The organism is Xanthobacter cornucopiae (genome assembly GCF_043195065.2).
Classification (GTDB): domain Bacteria; phylum Pseudomonadota; class Alphaproteobacteria; order Rhizobiales; family Xanthobacteraceae; genus Xanthobacter.
Window position 1 is genome coordinate 1,859,298 of sequence record NZ_CM195531.1, and the last position, 17,643, is coordinate 1,876,940.

Below are 17,643 nucleotides of genomic sequence, written 5' to 3' on the forward strand. Positions count from 1 at the left end.
CGGACCCGGATCGAGCCTCGCGGGACTACGGAGGCCGCCATCAGAACGAGGGATTCGCGTGCATTCATGCCCATGATGCGCCCCCGCAGGCGGACCCGCCCGCCGCTTCGCCCGATGCTGCGCCGCACCCTTGCCGTGGTGGCCCTCGGAACCATGACCGGCCTCGCCGCCTGCTCCAGCGACGGGCCGCTGTCGCTGCCGGTGCCGCCCCATGCGGACGTACCGGAAGTCACCCATGATTCCTACCCCACGGTGGGCGCGCCGGCCCGGCCCGGACGCCAGGTGCTGACCGAGCCGCAGCGGGCCCGTCTGCAAAGCGACCTGGAGCGCCTCTCCAAGGAGCGCGAGGCCAAGGTCCAGGCCGCCATCCAGTCCGGCAATTGACGCCGTAATCGCGGTGTTGCCCCAGAACCATCGCAATCATCGCTTTTTCATTCTCCGAAGAGTGCTAAAAGACCCGTTCGCCGCGCCGGGAGACACAGGACGCGCGGCACCCTGGAGCCAATCAGATGACCACCGATTTCCACCGCATTCGCCGGCTGCCGCCCTACGTGTTCGAGCAAGTGAACCGTGTGAAGGCCGCCGCCCGCAATGCCGGGGTGGACATCATCGACCTCGGCATGGGCAACCCCGACCTCGACGCGCCGGCGCATGTCTATGAGAAGCTGAAAGAGACCATCGGCAAGCCGCGCACCGACCGCTACTCCGCCTCCAAGGGCATTCCTGGCCTGCGCCGGGCGCAGGCCAGCTATTACGAGCGCCGGTTCGGCGTGAAGCTGGACCCGGAGCGGCAGGTGGTCGCCACCCTCGGCTCGAAGGAAGGCTTCGCCAACATGGCGCAGGCGATCACCGCCCCCGGCGACGTGATCCTGACCCCCAATCCGTCCTACCCCATCCACGCCTTCGGCTTCCTCATGGCCGGCGGCGTCATCCGCTCGGTGCCGGTGGAGCCGGGGCCGGAATTCTTCCACGCCATGGAACGGGCGGTGCGCCATTCCATCCCCAAGCCCATCGCCGTGGTGCTGTGCTATCCCTCCAATCCCACGGCCTGCGTGGCGGACCTGGAGTTCTACCGGGACGTGGTGGCGTTCGCGAAGAAGAACGACCTGATCGTCCTCAGCGACCTCGCCTATGCGGAGCTGTATTTCGACGACAACCCGCCGCCCTCGGTGCTGCAGGTGCCGGGCGCCATGGACGTGACGGTGGAGTTCACCTCCATGTCCAAGACCTATTCCATGGCCGGCTGGCGCATGGGCTTCGCGGTGGGCAACGAGCGCCTCATCGCCGCCTTGTCGCGGGTGAAGTCCTATCTCGACTACGGCGCCTACACGCCGATCCAGGTGGCGGCGGCGGCCGCGCTCAACGGCCCGCAGGAGTGCGTCGCCGAGATGCGCGAAACCTACAAGAAGCGCCGCGACGCGCTGGTGGATTCGTTCGGCCGCGCCGGCTTCCCGGTGCCGGTGCCCAAGGCCTCCATGTTCGCCTGGGCGCCCATTCCCGAGCCGTTCCGCGACATGGGCTCGGTGGAATTCGCCAAGCTCCTCATCGAGAAGGCGGAGGTGGCGGTGGCCCCCGGCGTGGGCTTCGGCGAGCACGGCGACGAGTACGTGCGCATTGCGGTGGTGGAGAACGAGCAGCGCATCCGCCAGGCGGCGCGCAACATCCGCCGCTTCTTCGACCAGGCCGGCCACACCCTGCACAATGTGGTGCCGCTGACCGCCGCCCGCTGACACCGCGGGCCTTGGCGCACACCTGAGACATCACGCCCGCCGCGCGCGGGCGTCCTGTTCCTTCGGAAAGAACCGGTCCGATCCATGAGCGACTTGAAAGTGGGCCTCGCCGGCCTTGGCACCGTCGGGGCCGCCGTCATCCGCATGCTCGAACGGCGCGCGGGCGATCTTGCCGCGCGCACCGGGCGGCGCATCACGGTGGTGGCGGTGGCCGCCCGCGACCGGAGCCGCGACCGCGGCGTCGACCTGTCCGCCCTGCGCTGGTACGAGGACCCGGTGGCGCTGGCGCGCGACCCGGACATCGACGTGTTCGTGGAACTGATGGGCGGCGCCGACGACCCGGCGAAGGCGGCGGTGGCGGCGGCGCTCGACCTGGGCAAGCCGGTGGTGACCGCCAACAAGGCGCTTCTGGCCAAGTGGGGCGTCGAGCTGGCGCGCCGGGCCGAGGCCAGCGGCGCCGGCCTCCACTTCGAGGCGGCGGTCGCCGGCGGCATCCCCATCGTCAAGACCCTGCGCGAGTCGCTGGCGGGCAATGCGGTGGAGCGGGTGTCGGGCATCCTGAACGGCACCTGCAACTACATGCTCACCCGCATGGCCAACGAGAAGCTCTCGTTCGACACCTGCCTCGCCGAGGCCCAGCGCCTGGGCTATGCGGAAGCCGACCCCACCTTCGACATCGACGGCTTCGACACCGCCCACAAGCTGGCCATCCTCACCTCCCTGGCGTTCGGCACCCAGGTGGACGCGGAGGCCATCTATGTGGAGGGCATCCGCCAGCTCACCCTGGAGGACCTCGAGGCCGCCGACGACCTCGGCTACAAGGTGAAGCTGCTGGGCGTGGCCCTGCGCACCGAAACCGGCATCGAACAGCGGGTGCACCCCACCATGGTGCCCAAGCACTGGCCCATCGCCCAGGTGTCCGGCGTCACCAACGCGGTGGCCGTGGACGCGGACGCGGTCAGCCTCACCCTGGTGGGCCCCGGCGCCGGCGGCGACGCCACCGCCTCGGCGGTGGTGGGCGACCTCTCCGATGTGGCGCGCGGCGTGAAGGGCTTCACCTTCGGCCTGCCCGTGGACACCCTGCCGAAGCCCGAGCGCGCCGCCATGCAGCGCCACGAAGGCGGCTATTACATCCGCCTCTCGGTGGTGAATAAACCCGGCACCGCCGCCACCATCGCCCGGCGCATGGCCGACGAGGGCATCTCGCTCGAATCCATCGTGCAGCGGCGCCCCGGCGGGCAGCAAAGCGAAGCCGGCCCTGGCAGCCCGCGCGAGGGCATCGCCCGTGTCATCCTCATCACCTACGCCACCTCGGAGGAGGCGGTGCGGCGCGCCATCGCCGCCATCGAGGGCGACGGCGTGGTGGCCTCGCTGCCGCAGGTCATCCGCATCGAGAAGGACTGACGGCGGGACGGATCGAAGCCGCCGACGATCAAATCCATTTTGCGCCGCTCGGATGCCTCAGAACATGTCCCAGAGAATGCCTCAGGTCCTCGACCGCCGTCTCGCCCTCGACCTGGCCCAGATCACCGAGCGGTGCGCCGTTGCCGCCGCCCGCCTGCGCGGGCGCGGCGACGAGCAGGCAGCCGACCTCGCCGCCATGGATGCCTGCTATCGCGAGCTGCAGGGCACGCCGCTGAGCGGCATCGTCGTCATCGGCGAGGGCGCGAAGGGCGAGACCGAGCACCTGTTCGTGGGCGAGACCTTCGGCGCCGGCGGCGTGAAGGTGGACCTCGCGGTGGACGCGTTGGAAGGCTCCACCCTGTGCGCCAAGAACATGGAGGGCTCGATCTCGGTGCTCGCCATCGCCGAGGCCGATTCCCTGCTCAAGGTGCCTCCGGTCTACATGGAAAAGCTGGCCATCGGGCCCGGCTTTCCCGAAGGCATCGTCTCCCTGTCGCAGGCGCCGGAGGAGAATGTGCGGGCGCTGGCGGAAGCCAAGGGCGTGCCGCCCTCCGAGATCACCGCGCTCATCCTCGACCGGCCGCGCCACGCGCCCCTCATCGAGGCGGTGCGTAAGACCGGCGCCGCCATCAAGCTCATCACCGACGGCGACGTGGCCGGCATCATCCACACCACCAACCCGGAGGAGAGCGGGGTCGACATCTACCTCGGCCTGGGCGGGGCGGCGGAAGGGGTGCTGGCGGCGGCGGCGCTGCGCTGCATCGGCGGCCAGATGCAGGGCCGCCTCGTGCTCGACACCGAGCGCAAGCGCGAGCAGGCCAAGGCGCTGGGCATCCGCGACGGCTCCAAGATCTACCACCTGGAAGAAATGGTGCGCGGGGATTGCTTCGTGTCCGCCACCGGCGTCACCGACGGAGCGCTGCTGAGCGGGGTGCGCTTCGGCCGCGACGTGATCGAGACCGACACCATCGTGCTGCGGGCCGCCACCGGCACGGTGCGCCGCATCACCACCCAGCACCGCGACTTCCGCAAGTTCCACATCGGCGAATGAAAGCACCGGGCGCGCCGATAAACCCGGCGCGCGCGGCCCGGCCGCCGTCTTTTCCCTGATACGGGATGGGTGTACACACCCTGGCCCCGACAGGGCCGGCCCATTCCGGGCGCCGGCGGTGGCAGGAGTGGAAGATGGCGGACGCAAAGGCAAGGATCGCGGTTCTCGGCGCCTCCGGTTACACCGGCTCCGAGCTGGTGCGCCTGCTGCTGCGCCATCCCCGCGTCGAGATCGTCGCCCTGACCGCCGACCGCAAGGCCGGCCAATCCATGGCCGACGTGTTCCCCCAGTTCGCGCCGTTTCCGCTGCCGACCCTCGTCACCATCGACGCGGTGGATTTCTCGGCCGTGGACCTGGTGTTCTGCGCCCTGCCCCATGCCACCACCCAGCAGGTGATCAAGCGGGTGTTCGACGCGGCGCCGGACGTGAAGGTGGTGGACCTGTCCGCCGACTTCCGCCTCACCGATCCCGGCGCCTACGAGCAGTGGTATGGCCACGCCCATGGCGCCACCGAGCTGCAGGAAGAGGCGGTGTTCGGCCTCGTCGAGATCTATCGCGACGACATCCGCAAGGCCCGGCTTGTGGCCAATCCCGGCTGCCACACCACCACCTCCATCCTGCCGGTGGTGCCGCTGCTGGAGGCCGGCGCCATCGAGCCCGATTCCATCGTCATCGATTCCAAGACCGGCATGTCCGGGGCTGGCCGCTCGGCCAAGGAGGCGATGCTGTTCTCCGAGGTGTCGGAGGGCATCCACGCCTATTCGGTCGGCTCCCACCGCCACATGGGCGAGCTGGACCAGGAATATTCCAAGGCCGCGGGGCGGCCGGTGAGCCCCATGTTCGTGCCGGTGCTGGCGCCCATGAACCGCGGCATCTACGCCACCATCTATGTGCGCACCACCGGCGCCAGCGCCGCCGACCTGCATGGCATCCTCGCCAGCTACTACGCGGGCGAACCCTTCGTGCATGTGCTGCCGCTGGGCGCGGTGCCGCAGTCGCGCCATGTGCGCGGCTCCAACATGGTGTTCATCGGCGTGGTGGCGGACCGGGTGCCCGGGCGGGCCGTCATCATCTCCACCCTCGACAACCTGGTGAAGGGCGCCTCCGGCCAAGCCATCCAGAACATGAACCTGGTGCTGGGATACCCCGAGACCCTGGGCCTGGACCAGATCGCCCTCATGCCCTGACCCCGCACGGCGGGCCATCCCGTTGATCGCAACCGCCCGCGGCGACGCCCGGGCGGTTGTTTTATTTTCAAGCTACACTCTCCGCGCGATGTATTCCGCTGCGGAATGGTTAACGAATTGCAAATATCTTGGTGGATATCAGCCCAAGGTGAGTCGCTGCCCTGATTATGGCAGGCTAGCTTCCCCATGCCCGTGCATGCACGAGCATGGGGACAGACGTCCCCCGCCATTCATTCTCCTTTTGGAATCAACGCCGATGAGCTTCATCATCTGCCTTGCGGCGCTCTTCTTCCTGATGTTCGTGGCCTATCGGGGCTTCAGCGTCATCCTGTTCGCGCCGGTCGCGGCGCTCGGGGCGGTGCTGCTGACCGACCCCGGCGCGGTGCCCGTCGTCTTTTCCGGCCTGTTCATGGAAAAGATGGTGGGCTTCATCAAGCTCTACTTTCCCGTGTTCCTCCTCGGCGCCGTATTCGGCAAGCTGATCGAGCTGTCGGGCTTCTCGCGCTCCATCGTCTCGGCCATCGTCAAGTTGCTGGGGCCGGGCCGCGCCATCCTCTCCATCGTGCTGGTGGGTGCGCTGCTCACCTATGGCGGCGTGTCGCTGTTCGTGGTGGTGTTCGCGGTCTATCCGTTCGGCGCGGAAATGTTCCGCCAGGTGGGCATTCCCAAGCGCCTGCTGCCGGCGGTGGTGGCGCTGGGGGCCTTCTCCTTCACCATGGACACCCTGCCGGGCACCCCGCAGATCCAGAACATCATCCCCACCACCTTCTTCAAGACCACGGCCTATGCCGCGCCCATCCTGGGCCTGGTGGGCACCGCCTTCATCCTGGTGGTGGGCCTCTCCTACCTGGAGTTCCGCCGCAAGCAGGCGCAGGCCAAGGGCGAGGGCTACGGCACCGGGCACATCAACGAAGTGGTGGTGGATGAGAGCGTGCCGCTGGTTTCGCCCTGGCTCGCCCTCTCGCCGCTGGTGGTGGTCGGCATCGCCAACCTGATCTTCGCGCGCCTCATTCCCACCTGGTTCGGTCCCACCGCCAGCGCCACCCTGGTGGAAGGCGCCGCCGCCGTGAGCGTGCCCACCGCCACCTGGGCGGCCATCTGGGCGGTGCAGGCGGCGTTGCTGCTCGGCATCGTCACCGTCACCGTCCTGTCCTTCAAGACCATCGCCGGCAAGTTCTCCGGCGGCTCCAAGGACGCGGTGGGCGGCGCTCTGCTGGCCTCGCTCAACACCGCCACCGAATACGGCTTCGGTGCGGTGATCGCGGCGCTGCCGGGCTTCCTGCTCATCAAGTCGGCGCTCTCGGCCATCCCGCACCCGCTGATCAACGAGGCGATCACGGTCACGACCCTGGCCGGCATCACCGGCTCGGCCTCCGGCGGCCTGTCCATCGCGCTGGCCGCCATGTCGGAGCAGTTCATCGCCCAGGCCCACGCCTACGGCATTCCGCTGGAAGTCATGAGCCGCGTCGCCTCCATGGCCTCCGGCGGCATGGACACCCTGCCCCACAACGGCGCCGTCATCACCCTGCTGGCGGTGACGGGGCTCACCCACCGCCAGTCCTATGGCGACATTTTCGCCATCACCCTCATCAAGACGGCGGCGGTGTTCTTCGTCATCGCCTTCTACTGGCTCACCGGCCTGTACTGAAAAACCAGCGGGGATGCGGCCGCCGCCGCATCCCCGATGCGGGATTTGCGCTGTTTACAGCCCCGCCCGTGCGCCACCGCCCGCGGGCGGGGCGCATCTCATCGCCATTGCGTTGTATTGTGTCTCATCCACACCTCCGCTAGCGTGCGCCGAGGGCACCGTGTGGGGCAAAGTGGCATGTTGGCTGGGAATGGCCGCGTGATCGCGGTTGCGAACATGAAGGGCGGCGTCGGCAAGACCACGACGGTCGTCATGTTGGCGGAAGGGTTTGCCGCCGTTGGGATGCGGGTTCTCGTGGTGGACCTCGATGCCCAGTCGAACGTCTCCTATTGCTTCGCGCCTGATGATGCGCTGCGCGAGCTCTACGACAAGCGGCGGACGATCACCTCGTTCCTGGACGATCGCCTGCTGCGCGACACCAAGCCCGCCATCTCCACCTACATCGCGCCCAACATCTCGAATGTCACAAAGGCCGGACAGGCGCTACCGATCGACCTGATCGCCGCCCACCCGCGCCTGCGCATGCTGGAACGCGAGATCATCTTCGAGTTTGCGGAAAAGCAATACGGGCTGAAGGCCCTGGAAGGGCGGACGGTGAAGGTGCTGCAGGACGTGCTGCCGCAGTTGCGCGCCACCTACGACCTGATCCTGTTCGATTGCGCACCGGGCATCTCCGCCTTCACGGAGGTGGCCATTCGCCTGTCCGACCTCGTGATCGTGCCCACCATTCCCGACTTTCTGTCCACCCTCGGCTTCGACATCTTTCAGACCTCGATCTGGGGCGACCTCCAGACCAAGCCCTCGGCGTTGCCGAAGCCCAAGCGCCGGCCCGCGGTGCTCGCCACCCGGGTGGACCCGCGCAAGACCCAGCACAAGCAGGTGCTTGCGGAGATGAAGGAAGAGGCTGGGGAACCGGATGCCGTGTTCACCCTGTTCGACCTCGTTATGCACAGTCAGGCAGCCATCGAGCGCGCCATGGACCCGGAACAGTATTCTGCACAGCCGACTTTCGTGCAAAAATGGGGAAACGGAATTCAACTGGTGCGAGACCTCATGGACGAGACGTGGAGACGCCTCAATGATTGAGGACGTTGATTTCTTTCAGGTGCTTCATCAGATCTTGGCCCATCCCGCGCTTTTCAACGTGGCGCCGGAAGCCGTGCGCGGGTTCGTGCACAAGATCGTCGCAGCGCGCCTCGCCGATGACGGGCTCGCCCTGGATGACCTCGTTGCCATCCGCGCCCTGGTCGGTCCCTCCGTGTTCGAGGATGCCCTGGACGGCGTGCCCCCCGCCAAGGTCAAGGCCCTCGTCACCCGCTTCGACCCCCATGCCACGGGTCTCAGCACTCCGCCCCTGCGCGTGCGGCACGTGCTGGCCCTGGCGGACGGCAGCGCCAGCATGAGCGCGGCGCCGACCAAGAAGACATCCAAGCGTCCCCCCAAGCCGAAGGCCGAGGAGGCGCCCGCCCCGCCCGCTCCAGCGGCGAAGCCCGGCACGGACGCGCCGACGCGGCGCAAGCGCATGAGCGGGCGCACCGCCATTCAGGTCTCCGACCGGCGCGAATAGCGCGGGTCCGGCTCGAACCTCGTCCAGCTCGAACCTCGTGCGGTCGAAGCTGGCCCGGTGTCCGTCAGCGACAGAACGATCGCCGATCAGCGTGGCCGCGCCCCCGAGCCGGTCGGCGCCTCGGGCGGCCGGGTGAAGATCTCGGCCGCGGCCACCGGCGGCGGCACCAGCACGGCCCCCATGCCCAGCCACAGGTCACGGACGGCGGCAAGGGCACCCCCAGCCATAAAGGCGGCGAAATTGGCGCCGAAGTGGACGAAGCATTCCCGGATGACATGAAGGTCCGTTTCCGGGTGTGGCCGCCACCGGGCCGTCATGTCCACCAGGATCTGCGTCACCGTCCCGGTGCCCACGGCCGAAGTGAGCAACGCTCACGGGCCTTTGGTATTATCGGCGCGCCGCGATCATGCCGCCCCCCAACGGCAGGCCCGCAGGGCTGCAATCGCAACGGTCATTCGTCCTCGCCCCGTCCAAACGGATGTCGCAAGCGCCCGGCCCGGCTCGGACCACGAACGCACCGGACACATCTCCGGCATTCCGCAGATGAACGTGCTCCGGCGGCACGGCGCACCACCGGCTCTCACCCCACCTCGGCCATGTCCTTGATGCGCAGTGAGACCCGGGTCTCCCCTTGCCAGGTCTCCGGCTCCAGGCTACCGGCCACGTGCACCGGTCGCCCGCGCGCGGCCAGCAGCGCCCGGCCCAGCGGCTCCTCCGCCACCCGGAAGGCCACCGCCCTGAGGCTGGTTCCATCGCCGGAGAGCAGCCGCGCCCGCACATGGCCGGCGCCGAAGCTCTCCACATAAGACAATTTGTGGTTGGGGAAAGCGAACATCGGCTCGGCATTGCCGGCGCCGAACGGTCCGGCCCGGGCAATGGTTTCCGCCAGCGCCGGGGTCGCCGCGGCGGCGGTCAGGGCGCCATCCAGGGTCAGGGCGCCCTCGGCGCGGGCGCGCTCCACATCGGCGGCGAGCCGCGTTTCCAGATGGGCGCGCAGCTCGCCGAGCCGGGCGCGCGCCACCGTGAGGCCGGCCGCCATGGCATGGCCGCCGCCCTTCACCAGCAAGCCCGTGTCCACCGCCTCGCGCACCGCGCGGCCAAGGTCCACCCCCGGCACCGAGCGGCCGGAGCCGGTGCCGGTGTCGCCCGCCAGGGCGATGGCGAAGGCCGGGCGCTGGAACCGCTCCTTCAGCCGCGAGGCCACCAGCCCCACCACGCCGGGGTGCCAGCCCTCGCCGCTCACCACCACCACCGGCCCCTCGTCATGCAGGCCCAGCGCCGCCTGGGCCTCGGCCTCGGCGGCGGCGACAATGGCCCGCTCCACCGTCTGGCGCTCGGTGTTGAGGCGATCGAGCTCGGCGGCGATGGTCTTGGCTTCCATGGGGTCCTGGGTCAGCAGCAGGCGCGTGCCCAGCGCGGCATCGCCGATGCGCCCGCCGGCATTGATGCGGGGCCCCAGGATGAAGCCCAGGTGATAGGGCCGTGGCGGCCCGTCCAGCCGCGCCACGTCCATCAGCGCGGTGAGGCCGAGCCGGCCGCGCCGGCGCAAGGTGATGAGCCCCTTGGTGACAAACGCCCGGTTGAGCCCCTTCAGCGGCACCACGTCGGCCACCGTGGCCAGGGCCACGAGATCGAGCGCCTCCAACAGGTCAGGGGCCGGCCGGGCGGCGCCGAAATGCCCGCCCTGCCGCAGCGCCCGCACGAGGCCGACGGCGGTGATGAAGGTCAAGCCCGCCGCGCACACATGGCCGAGGCCCGACAAATCGTCCTCCCGGTTGGGATTGACGATGGCCACCGCCGGCGGCAGCGCCTCGCTGGCCTGGTGGTGGTCGATCACCACCACGTCGAGGCCCAGGCGCCGGGCGGCGGCCAGGGGCTCGGCGGAGGTGGTGCCGCAATCCACGGTCACCAGCAGGCGCACGCCCTCGGCGGCCAGCGCCTCGATGGCGGGCACGTTGGGGCCATAGCCTTCGAAGATGCGGTCTGGAATATGAAACAGGGGATCGAGCCCGGCCGCCCGCAGCACCCCCACCAGCAGCGCGGTGGAACAGGCGCCATCCACGTCATAGTCGCCGAACACCGCCACCTTTTCCCCCTGCATCACCGCATGGGCCAGCCGCGCCACCGCCGGGGCCATGTCGGTGAGGGTATCGGGGTCAGGCAGAAGGGTGCGGATGGCGGGGTCGAGATAGGTCTCGACCTCCTCCAGGGCCACGCCGCGGCCGGCCAGCACCCGGGCCAGCAACTCGCTGATGCCATAGCGCTGGGCCATGGCCAGGGCGGTCTGGGCGCCGCGCGGGTCGAGCCGCTCCCGCCAGGCACGGCCGGTGGCGGAGGAGGCGACATTGAGGAAGGGACGATTCGTCAGGGCGGGAGTCACCGGCGCATGAAGCCAGAGCACGAAGGCGTCGTCGAGGCACCGCGTGTCGTTACATCACCCGCAGGGCCAGCACCACGGCGAGCGCCGCGCCCGCCGCAACCGCTGTGGCCAGGGCGAAGCGGAGCGTGAAGGCCGCAGTGCCGCCGGCGGCCGCGAACACGATGCGCCCCACTCCGTTCATGCCCAAGGCGATCAGGATGCACACGGCCGCGCTCTCATAGGACAGACCGTTGCCGGCGAGGCGACTGGCGTTCAGCGACGGCACATCCACATCCACCAGCCCCGCCACCGCGCTCACCACATAAAGGCTGCCCGGTCCCACCAGCTTCAGCAGAATGCCGGAAATGGCCGACACCGTGCCGAACAGCGCCGCGAACGCCGCCAGCGGCCCGATGTCGATGGGGTTGCCCGGGCTGCTCCCCCCCGGCTCGCCGGCACCGCGGCGCATGAGCAGCGCGCCGACGATGCCGAAGCCCGCCGCGGCCGCCACCGCCGCCGGCCCCAGCGATGCCAGCAGCTCCGGCCGCACCACGGCGCAGATGACCAGCACCCGCAGCACCGAGACCATGGCCGCCAGCGCCGCGCCGCCGGCCAGCCGCCCCGCGGGCTCGCCGGCCGAGGCCCGCCGCGCGAAGGCGATGGCCACCGCCGTGGACGACACCATCGCCCCGCCGAGAGCGGAGAAGAGAACGCCCTTCTGCGGCCCCACGACCTTCACCGCCACATAGCCGGCGAACGAAATGGTGGCGGTGAGCACCATGAACAGCCAGATCTGGCGCGGATTGATGCTGTCGAACGGATCGATGGCATGATCCGGCAGCAGCGGCAGGACGATGACGGTCATGCCCAGCAGCAGCAGCGCCGAGCGCAGCTCGGGCCAGGTCAGGTGCCGCAGCAGCGCATGCAGCATCTCGCGGGCCGCCAGCAGGGCCGTGACGGCGATGGCTGCGGCGGCCGCCACCGACGTGTCGCCCACCACCGCCAGCGCCCCCAGAGCGAACACCAGCAGCGCGGCGATGATGCTGGTGACGCTGTAGTCTCCGTCGTGCGCCATCTCCCGGTACTTGAACGCGGCGAACAGGCCGCCGGCGGACAATCCGGCCACGATCAGCACCGCCGGGCTCTCCAGCGCCTGCGCCAGGGCGGCGCTGACCCCGCCCAGCAGGCCGATCAGCGCATAGGTCCGGATGCCGGCGGTGCGCCGGCCCTCGGCCTCCCCGCGCTCGCGCCAGCCGCGCTCCACCCCCACCAGCAGGCCGACGGCGAGGGAGACGGCAAGGCGGAAGATCAACTGGTCCATGAGGTCGACTGGTCCATGAGGTCGACTGGTCCATGAGGTCGGCGCCCGGCGCGGCTGATGGATGCCGCTTCGCGGCGATCCTAGCCGAAACCCCGGCGGGGCGCTGCCAGCGACGAGCGAGGGTCGGCCAAAAATGTTTCTCTTTTGTTCCATCCCGCCATCGAGTCTGGCACAGTGGATGTCACCCTCCGGTCCCGCCGCACGATTCGCGTGCGCAGGTCTACGCCCTCTGCTATCGACCCTTCATGTCCGACACCGACGATCTCTTCGGCTCCGCCTCCCGTCCCCGGTCCGCGTCCAAGCCGGCCGGTCGGGCGAAGGCGGCTGCCGTGCCCGCCATGGATTCCGATTATACCGCCGCCCACATCGAAGTGCTGGAGGGGCTGGAGCCGGTGCGGCGGCGGCCCGGCATGTACATCGGCGGCACCGATGCCAAGGCGCTGCACCACCTGTTCGCGGAGGTGGTGGACAATTCCATGGACGAGGCGGTGGCCGGGCATGCCTCATTCATCGAGGTGCAGCTCGCCGCCGACGGCTACCTGACGGTGATCGACAACGGCCGCGGCATTCCGGTGGAGGACCACCCCAAGTTTCCCGGCAAATCGGCGCTGGAGGTCATCATGACCACCCTGCACGCCGGCGGCAAGTTCGACAGCAAGGTGTACGAGACCTCGGGCGGCCTGCATGGCGTCGGCGTCTCGGTGGTGAATGCGCTGTCCGACCACCTGGAGGTCGAGGTGGCGCGGGACCAGACCCTCTACCGCCAGAGCTTTGCCCGGGGCGTGCCCCAGGGGCCGGTGCAGAAGGTGGGGCGCATCACCAACCGGCGCGGCACCAAGGTGCGTTTCCATCCCGACCCCGAGATCTTCGGCCCCGCCGCCCGGTTCGAGCCGGCCCGGGTGTTCCGCATGGCCCGCTCCAAGGCCTATCTCCACGGCGGGGTGGAAATCCGCTGGTCGTGCGACCCGGACCTGCTGAAGGGCGTGGAGGGGGTGCCGGAGAAGACCGTGTTCCGCTTCCCCGGCGGCCTCAAGGACTATCTGGCGGCCGATCTCGAAGGCCAGACCCTGGTGCACCCGGACATCTTCTCCGGCCGCATCCAGAAGGCCGGCGGCCACGGCTCGGTCGAATGGGCGGTGGCCTGGGTGGCCGACGGGGACGGCGGCATTTCCTCCTATTGCAACACCATCCCGACCCCCGACGGCGGCACCCATGAGAACGGCCTCCGGGCGGTGCTGCTCAAGGGCCTGAAGGACCATGCCGAGCGCTCCGGCCAGGGCAAGCGCGGCGCCGTCATCACCGGCGACGACGTGGCCACCGGCTGCGCCGCCATGCTCTCCGTGTTCGTGCGCGAGCCGGAATTCCAGGGCCAGACCAAGGATCGCCTCGCCACCACGGAGGCCGCCCGCATCGTCGAAAGCGCGCTGCGCGACCCGTTCGACCACTGGCTGGCGGCCAATCCAAACCAGGCCAGCCGGCTGCTGGAGCATGTCATCGACCGCGCCGAGGATCGGTTGCGGCGCAAGCAGGAGCGGGAAATCTCCCGCAAGACCGCCGTGCGCAAGCTGCGCCTGCCCGGCAAGCTGGCGGACTGCTCCAACACCGAGGCGGCGGGCTCGGAGCTCTTCATCGTCGAGGGCGACTCGGCCGGCGGCTCCGCCAAGCAGGCTCGCGACCGCAAGACCCAGGCGGTGTTGCCCCTGCGCGGCAAGATCCTGAACGTGGCCAACGCCGGCCGCGACAAGCTGGCCTCGAACCAGCAGATTTCCGACCTCGCCCTGGCCCTTGGGTGCGGCAGCGGATCGAGCTATCGCGAAGGTGACCTGCGGTACGAGAAGGTCATCATCATGACCGATGCCGACGTGGACGGGGCCCACATCGCCTCGCTCCTCGTCACCTATTTCTTCCGCCAGATGCCCCGGCTGATCGAGGACGGGCACCTTTACCTCGCGGTGCCGCCGCTCTACCGCATCACCCAGGGCGCCAAGACCCTCTATGCGCGCGACGACGCCCACAAGGAAAAGCTGCTGAAGAAGGAGTTTTCCGGCAAGGGCAAGGTGGAGGTCGGCCGCTTCAAGGGCCTGGGCGAGATGATGCCGGCCCAGCTCAAGGAAACGACCATGGACCGCAAGACCCGCACCCTTCAGCGGGTGCGGATCGAGGACGTGGAGCGGGCCGCCACCATCGACATCGTCGAGCGCCTCATGGGCAACAAGCCGGAGGCGCGCTTCGCCTTCATCTCCGAGCACGCCGCCTTCGCCGACGAGGAACTGCTCGACATCTGAGGCCGGGGCGGCCTCACGCCGGAGTCAGCCGTGGCCGGCATCGGCGGGGCGGGGCGCCAGCCGCCAGGCCGGATAGGCGAGCGCGATCAGCGCTGCGCCGGCGAAGAGAAACACCGGCTCCACCCCCACCACCGCCGCCATCTGGGACATGGCCACCGCCCCCAGCGCCTGCCCGACGAAGAAGAAGGAGGCGAACAGCGCCACCGCCGAGCCCCGCGCCGCCGGCGCCAGCTCCGTGGCCAGGATCTGCAACACATTGTGCAGCATGTAGAAGCAGAAGCCGCCAAGGGCGAACAGCACTGCCACCACCGCGAGCTTCGGGATCAGCACGGCGGCGATGAACAGCAGGCCGAGGCTGACCGCCCCCGCCCCCATCATCCCGCCCAGTCCCAGCAGCCGCACCAGCCGCGGCACCGCCAGGCTGTAGAAGGCCCCGCCGATGGCGAAGGCGGCGAGCACCAGGCCCGCCTCCACCGCGTCGCCGAGCCCGTGCGCCACCATCAGCGGCGCCACCATGGGGAACACGCCGAAGGAGAAGGCGCCCTCGATGGCCACCACCGCATAGACCTTGATGGACAGGGGGTTGCGCAGCACCAGCCCGTAACGGGCGATGGAGGCGCCGAACGAGAGCGGCTCGCTGGCCTTGAGCTCGCGGATGCCGACAAAGGAGGTCAGCGCCGCCGCCCCGGCGATGACACTCGCGGTCCAGAACACCTCGCGCCACCCCACCCAGGCGGCGATGAAGCCGGACGCCGCCGAGCCGATGAGCTGGCCCAGCACCAGCGCCAGCAGGATGCGGCTGAGCGCCAGCGGGCGCTGGTCGAAGCTGACGCGGTCGCCCACCATGGCCAGCACCACCGGAATGATGCCGCCGGCGAACGCCCCGGACAGCACCCGCGCCACCAGCAGCATCTCATGGCTCTCCGCCAGCGCCGAGGCGCAAAGGCCAGCCGTGAGCAGCGCCAGGTTGAAGCGCACCAGCCGCACCTTGCCCACGGCATCGCCGATGGGGCCGAACACGAGCTGCATGGTGGCATAGGGAAAGGTGAAGGCGCTGGCCAGCATCGCCACCTCCTGCACCGTCACCTTGAGGTCCGCCGCCAGGATGTTGAGCATCGGATCCACGGCACGCATGGAAAACGTGCTCGCGAAGGTGGCGAGGCCGAGAACGAGCAGGAACGGCATGGGGGAGACTCGACGCATACGACAGGTTCGGCGCTACCCCTCCCCCGCCGCGACCCTCAGGTCAATATGCCCCAGGGTCAGAGCTTCACCCGCCGCCGACCGCTCACCCCAAACGTAAGGCTGACGTATACATTGACATGACGCTGGTTTTTCATATGTTGCTAATCGTCGTCCGAGTTATGTCGAATCCAAGCGCGCCGACCGACGACCACTCGTCTGAGCCCGTACGGCACGGGACGTTCGATCAGCGGCGCGCCGCCGCATCCAAAAGATGCAATGTCATTTTCCGAACTCGGCCTGAGCGAGAAGGTCCTCGCGGCTGTCGCCGAAACGGGCTACACTGAGCCCACACCTATTCAGGCCCAGGCCATTCCCCATGTGCTGGCGCGCCGAGATGTGCTCGGTATTGCCCAGACGGGCACTGGCAAGACTGCGGCCTTCACCCTTCCCATGCTGACGCTCCTCGAGCAGGGCCGCGCCCGGGCACGCATGCCCCGCACCCTGATCCTTGAGCCGACGCGCGAGCTTGCCGCCCAGGTCGAAGAGAATTTCGTCCGCTACGGCAAGAACCATAAGCTGAACGTGGCGCTGCTGATCGGCGGCGTCTCGTTCGGCGACCAGGATTCCAAGCTCCTGCGCGGCGTTGACGTGCTCATCGCCACCCCCGGCCGCCTGCTGGACCATGTCGAGCGCGGCCGACTCCTGCTGTCCGGCATCGAGGTTCTCGTCATCGACGAGGCCGACCGCATGCTGGACATGGGCTTCATCCCCGACATCGAGCGGGTGTGCAAGCTCGTGCCCTTCACCCGCCAGACGCTGTTCTTCTCGGCCACCATGCCGCCGGAGATCCAGCGCCTCGTGGCCCAGTTCCTGTCGAACCCGGTGCGCATCGAGGTCTCCAAGCCCGCGTCCACCGCCACCACGGTGTCACAACTTCTGGTGGCCGCCGGGCGGGAGGACTACGAGAAGCGCGAAGTGCTGCGCGACCTCATCCGCAAGTGTGACAATCTGCAGAACGGTATCATTTTCTGCAATCGCAAGCGCGACGTGGCCGTGCTCCACCGCTCGCTGCAGAAACACGGCTTCAACGCCGTCGCTTTGCACGGCGACATGGACCAGCACGCCCGCACCCAGGCGCTGGAGCAGTTCCGCGCCGGCGAGGCGACGCTGCTGGTGGCGTCCGACGTGGCGGCGCGCGGCCTCGACATTCCGGCGGTGGGCCACGTGTTCAATTACGACACGCCCCACCATGCGGAAGATTACGTCCACCGCATCGGCCGCACCGGCCGGGCGGGGCGCACCGGCGTCGCCTATACCCTGGTGACCCACTCCGACGCCAAGTCGCTCGCGGCCATCGAGAAGCTGATCGGCAATCCGATTCCCTGGCAGGGCGAGCCTCTGGGCGAAGCCCCGCCCCGGGAAAAGCGCGAAAGCCGCGAAGGCCGCGAGGACGGCCGCCTGCGCGGCAAGCGACGGGTGGAAAAGGAACCCCGTGGCGAATCCCGGCGGGCCAAGGACAGCCCCGGCGAGGACCAGCCGCGCGCCGAACGGCCCCGTCGCGAGAAAGAGGCTCGCGCCGAGGACCAGCCCCGGACCGAGCGGCCCCGTCGCGAGAAGGAGGTCCGCGCCGAAGAGCAGCCGCGCGCCGAACGGCCCCGCCGGCCGCAGCGCGAGGAGGCGGACGACGCCCGTCCCGTGCGGCGCGAGCGCACGCCCGTGAATGAGCCTGCGGACATGTCGCACCTGCCGGCCTTCCTGCTGCGCCCGGTGCGCGTGAAGGCAAGCTGAGCACTGCCGTGCGCCTCGGCCACCGCCTGCCGGCCACCGGCGGCGGTCGCCGGGATGCGCGGGGAACGCCCCAACCGGGCACGGCGAAGCCGCGACCCGCGACCCTCACCGCGCTGCT

Annotated in this window: 14 protein-coding genes; 10 read left to right on the plus strand and 4 right to left on the minus strand. The window is 69.3% G+C overall.

Annotated elements, in window-relative coordinates; genetic code table 11:
* The first annotated feature begins 114 nt into the window (after positions 1-114).
* The 8 genes from V5F53_RS08285 (at position 115) to V5F53_RS08320 (ending at position 8,587) form a co-directional block, all read left to right on the plus strand.
* Positions 115-384, plus strand: coding sequence for a hypothetical protein (locus V5F53_RS08285; protein WP_393997131.1), 270 nt, complete (start codon positions 115-117; stop codon positions 382-384).
* 125 nt (positions 385-509) lie between these two features.
* The gene (locus V5F53_RS08290) at positions 510-1,730 is read left to right on the plus strand and encodes an LL-diaminopimelate aminotransferase (RefSeq protein WP_393997132.1); all 1,221 of its coding nucleotides are present in this window, start codon (positions 510-512) and stop codon (positions 1,728-1,730) included.
* Between the two features lie 84 nt (positions 1,731-1,814).
* Complete coding sequence (locus tag V5F53_RS08295) at positions 1,815-3,134, plus strand: homoserine dehydrogenase (protein ID WP_393997133.1); 1,320 nt, start codon at positions 1,815-1,817, stop codon at positions 3,132-3,134.
* Positions 3,135-3,198: 64 nt separating this feature from the next.
* Positions 3,199-4,185: a class II fructose-bisphosphatase gene (gene glpX, locus V5F53_RS08300; protein WP_393997134.1), complete on the plus strand. Its 987-nt coding sequence runs from the start codon at positions 3,199-3,201 to the stop codon at positions 4,183-4,185.
* Between the two features lie 134 nt (positions 4,186-4,319).
* The gene (gene argC / locus V5F53_RS08305) at positions 4,320-5,372 is read left to right on the plus strand and encodes an N-acetyl-gamma-glutamyl-phosphate reductase (protein ID WP_393997135.1); all 1,053 of its coding nucleotides are present in this window, start codon (positions 4,320-4,322) and stop codon (positions 5,370-5,372) included.
* Positions 5,373-5,628: 256 nt separating this feature from the next.
* Positions 5,629-7,020 carry a GntP family permease gene (locus V5F53_RS08310; protein ID WP_393997136.1) on the plus strand — a complete coding sequence of 464 codons (1,392 nt, stop codon included), beginning with the start codon at positions 5,629-5,631 and terminating at the stop codon, positions 7,018-7,020.
* Between the two features lie 198 nt (positions 7,021-7,218).
* Complete coding sequence (locus tag V5F53_RS08315) at positions 7,219-8,106, plus strand: ParA family protein (RefSeq protein WP_393997137.1); 888 nt, start codon at positions 7,219-7,221, stop codon at positions 8,104-8,106.
* Positions 8,099-8,587: a hypothetical protein gene (locus V5F53_RS08320; RefSeq protein WP_393997138.1), complete on the plus strand. Its 489-nt coding sequence runs from the start codon at positions 8,099-8,101 to the stop codon at positions 8,585-8,587. Before V5F53_RS08315 ends, V5F53_RS08320 begins: the two co-directional genes overlap by 8 nt.
* 86 nt (positions 8,588-8,673) lie before the next feature.
* On the opposite strand, the gene V5F53_RS08325 is transcribed toward V5F53_RS08320, so the two are convergent.
* The 3 genes from V5F53_RS08325 to V5F53_RS08335 form a co-directional block, all read right to left on the minus strand.
* Positions 8,674-8,955, minus strand: a complete 282-nt coding sequence (locus V5F53_RS08325; protein WP_393997139.1) for a hypothetical protein — start codon at positions 8,953-8,955, stop codon at positions 8,674-8,676.
* Between the two features lie 212 nt (positions 8,956-9,167).
* Positions 9,168-10,988: a single-stranded-DNA-specific exonuclease RecJ gene (gene recJ / locus V5F53_RS08330; RefSeq protein WP_393997140.1), complete on the minus strand. Its 1,821-nt coding sequence runs from the start codon at positions 10,986-10,988 to the stop codon at positions 9,168-9,170.
* A gap of 28 nt (positions 10,989-11,016) precedes the next feature.
* Entirely contained in the window at positions 11,017-12,267 is a 1,251-nt protein-coding gene (locus V5F53_RS08335; RefSeq protein WP_393997141.1) for an MgtC/SapB family protein, read from the minus strand.
* A 245-nt stretch (positions 12,268-12,512) separates the two neighbouring features.
* Here V5F53_RS08335 and parE point away from each other — a divergent pair, with 245 nt between their 5' ends.
* Positions 12,513-14,552, plus strand: coding sequence for a DNA topoisomerase IV subunit B (parE, locus tag V5F53_RS08340; protein WP_393997142.1), 2,040 nt, complete (start codon positions 12,513-12,515; stop codon positions 14,550-14,552).
* Between the two features lie 24 nt (positions 14,553-14,576).
* Here parE and V5F53_RS08345 read toward each other — a convergent pair whose 3' ends face one another.
* Entirely contained in the window at positions 14,577-15,737 is a 1,161-nt protein-coding gene (locus V5F53_RS08345) for an MFS transporter (protein ID WP_393997143.1), read from the minus strand.
* Positions 15,738-16,013: 276 nt separating this feature from the next.
* Between V5F53_RS08345 and V5F53_RS08350 the strand changes: the two genes are divergently transcribed.
* Positions 16,014-17,525 (plus strand): DEAD/DEAH box helicase, encoded by a 1,512-nt coding sequence (locus V5F53_RS08350; RefSeq protein WP_393997144.1) that lies wholly within the window; start codon positions 16,014-16,016, stop codon positions 17,523-17,525.
* Positions 17,526-17,643: the final 118 nt, after the last annotated feature.

Bases quoted from the DNA above. Each gene is read 5' to 3' on its own strand.
- V5F53_RS08285 (WP_393997131.1), top strand. From the start codon at position 115: ATGCTGCGCCGCACCCTTGCCGTGGTGGCCCTCGGAACCATGACCGGC.
- V5F53_RS08290 (WP_393997132.1), top strand. From the start codon at position 510: ATGACCACCGATTTCCACCGCATTCGCCGGCTGCCGCCCTACGTGTTC.
- V5F53_RS08295 (WP_393997133.1), top strand. From the start codon at position 1,815: ATGAGCGACTTGAAAGTGGGCCTCGCCGGCCTTGGCACCGTCGGGGCC.
- glpX (WP_393997134.1), top strand. From the start codon at position 3,199: ATGTCCCAGAGAATGCCTCAGGTCCTCGACCGCCGTCTCGCCCTCGAC.
- argC (WP_393997135.1), top strand. From the start codon at position 4,320: ATGGCGGACGCAAAGGCAAGGATCGCGGTTCTCGGCGCCTCCGGTTAC.
- V5F53_RS08310 (WP_393997136.1), top strand. From the start codon at position 5,629: ATGAGCTTCATCATCTGCCTTGCGGCGCTCTTCTTCCTGATGTTCGTG.
- V5F53_RS08320 (WP_393997138.1), top strand. From the start codon at position 8,099: ATGATTGAGGACGTTGATTTCTTTCAGGTGCTTCATCAGATCTTGGCC.
- V5F53_RS08335 (WP_393997141.1), bottom strand. From the start codon at position 12,267: ATGGACCAGTTGATCTTCCGCCTTGCCGTCTCCCTCGCCGTCGGCCTG.
- parE (WP_393997142.1), top strand. From the start codon at position 12,513: ATGTCCGACACCGACGATCTCTTCGGCTCCGCCTCCCGTCCCCGGTCC.
- V5F53_RS08345 (WP_393997143.1), bottom strand. From the start codon at position 15,737: ATGCCGTTCCTGCTCGTTCTCGGCCTCGCCACCTTCGCGAGCACGTTT.
- V5F53_RS08350 (WP_393997144.1), top strand. From the start codon at position 16,014: ATGTCATTTTCCGAACTCGGCCTGAGCGAGAAGGTCCTCGCGGCTGTC.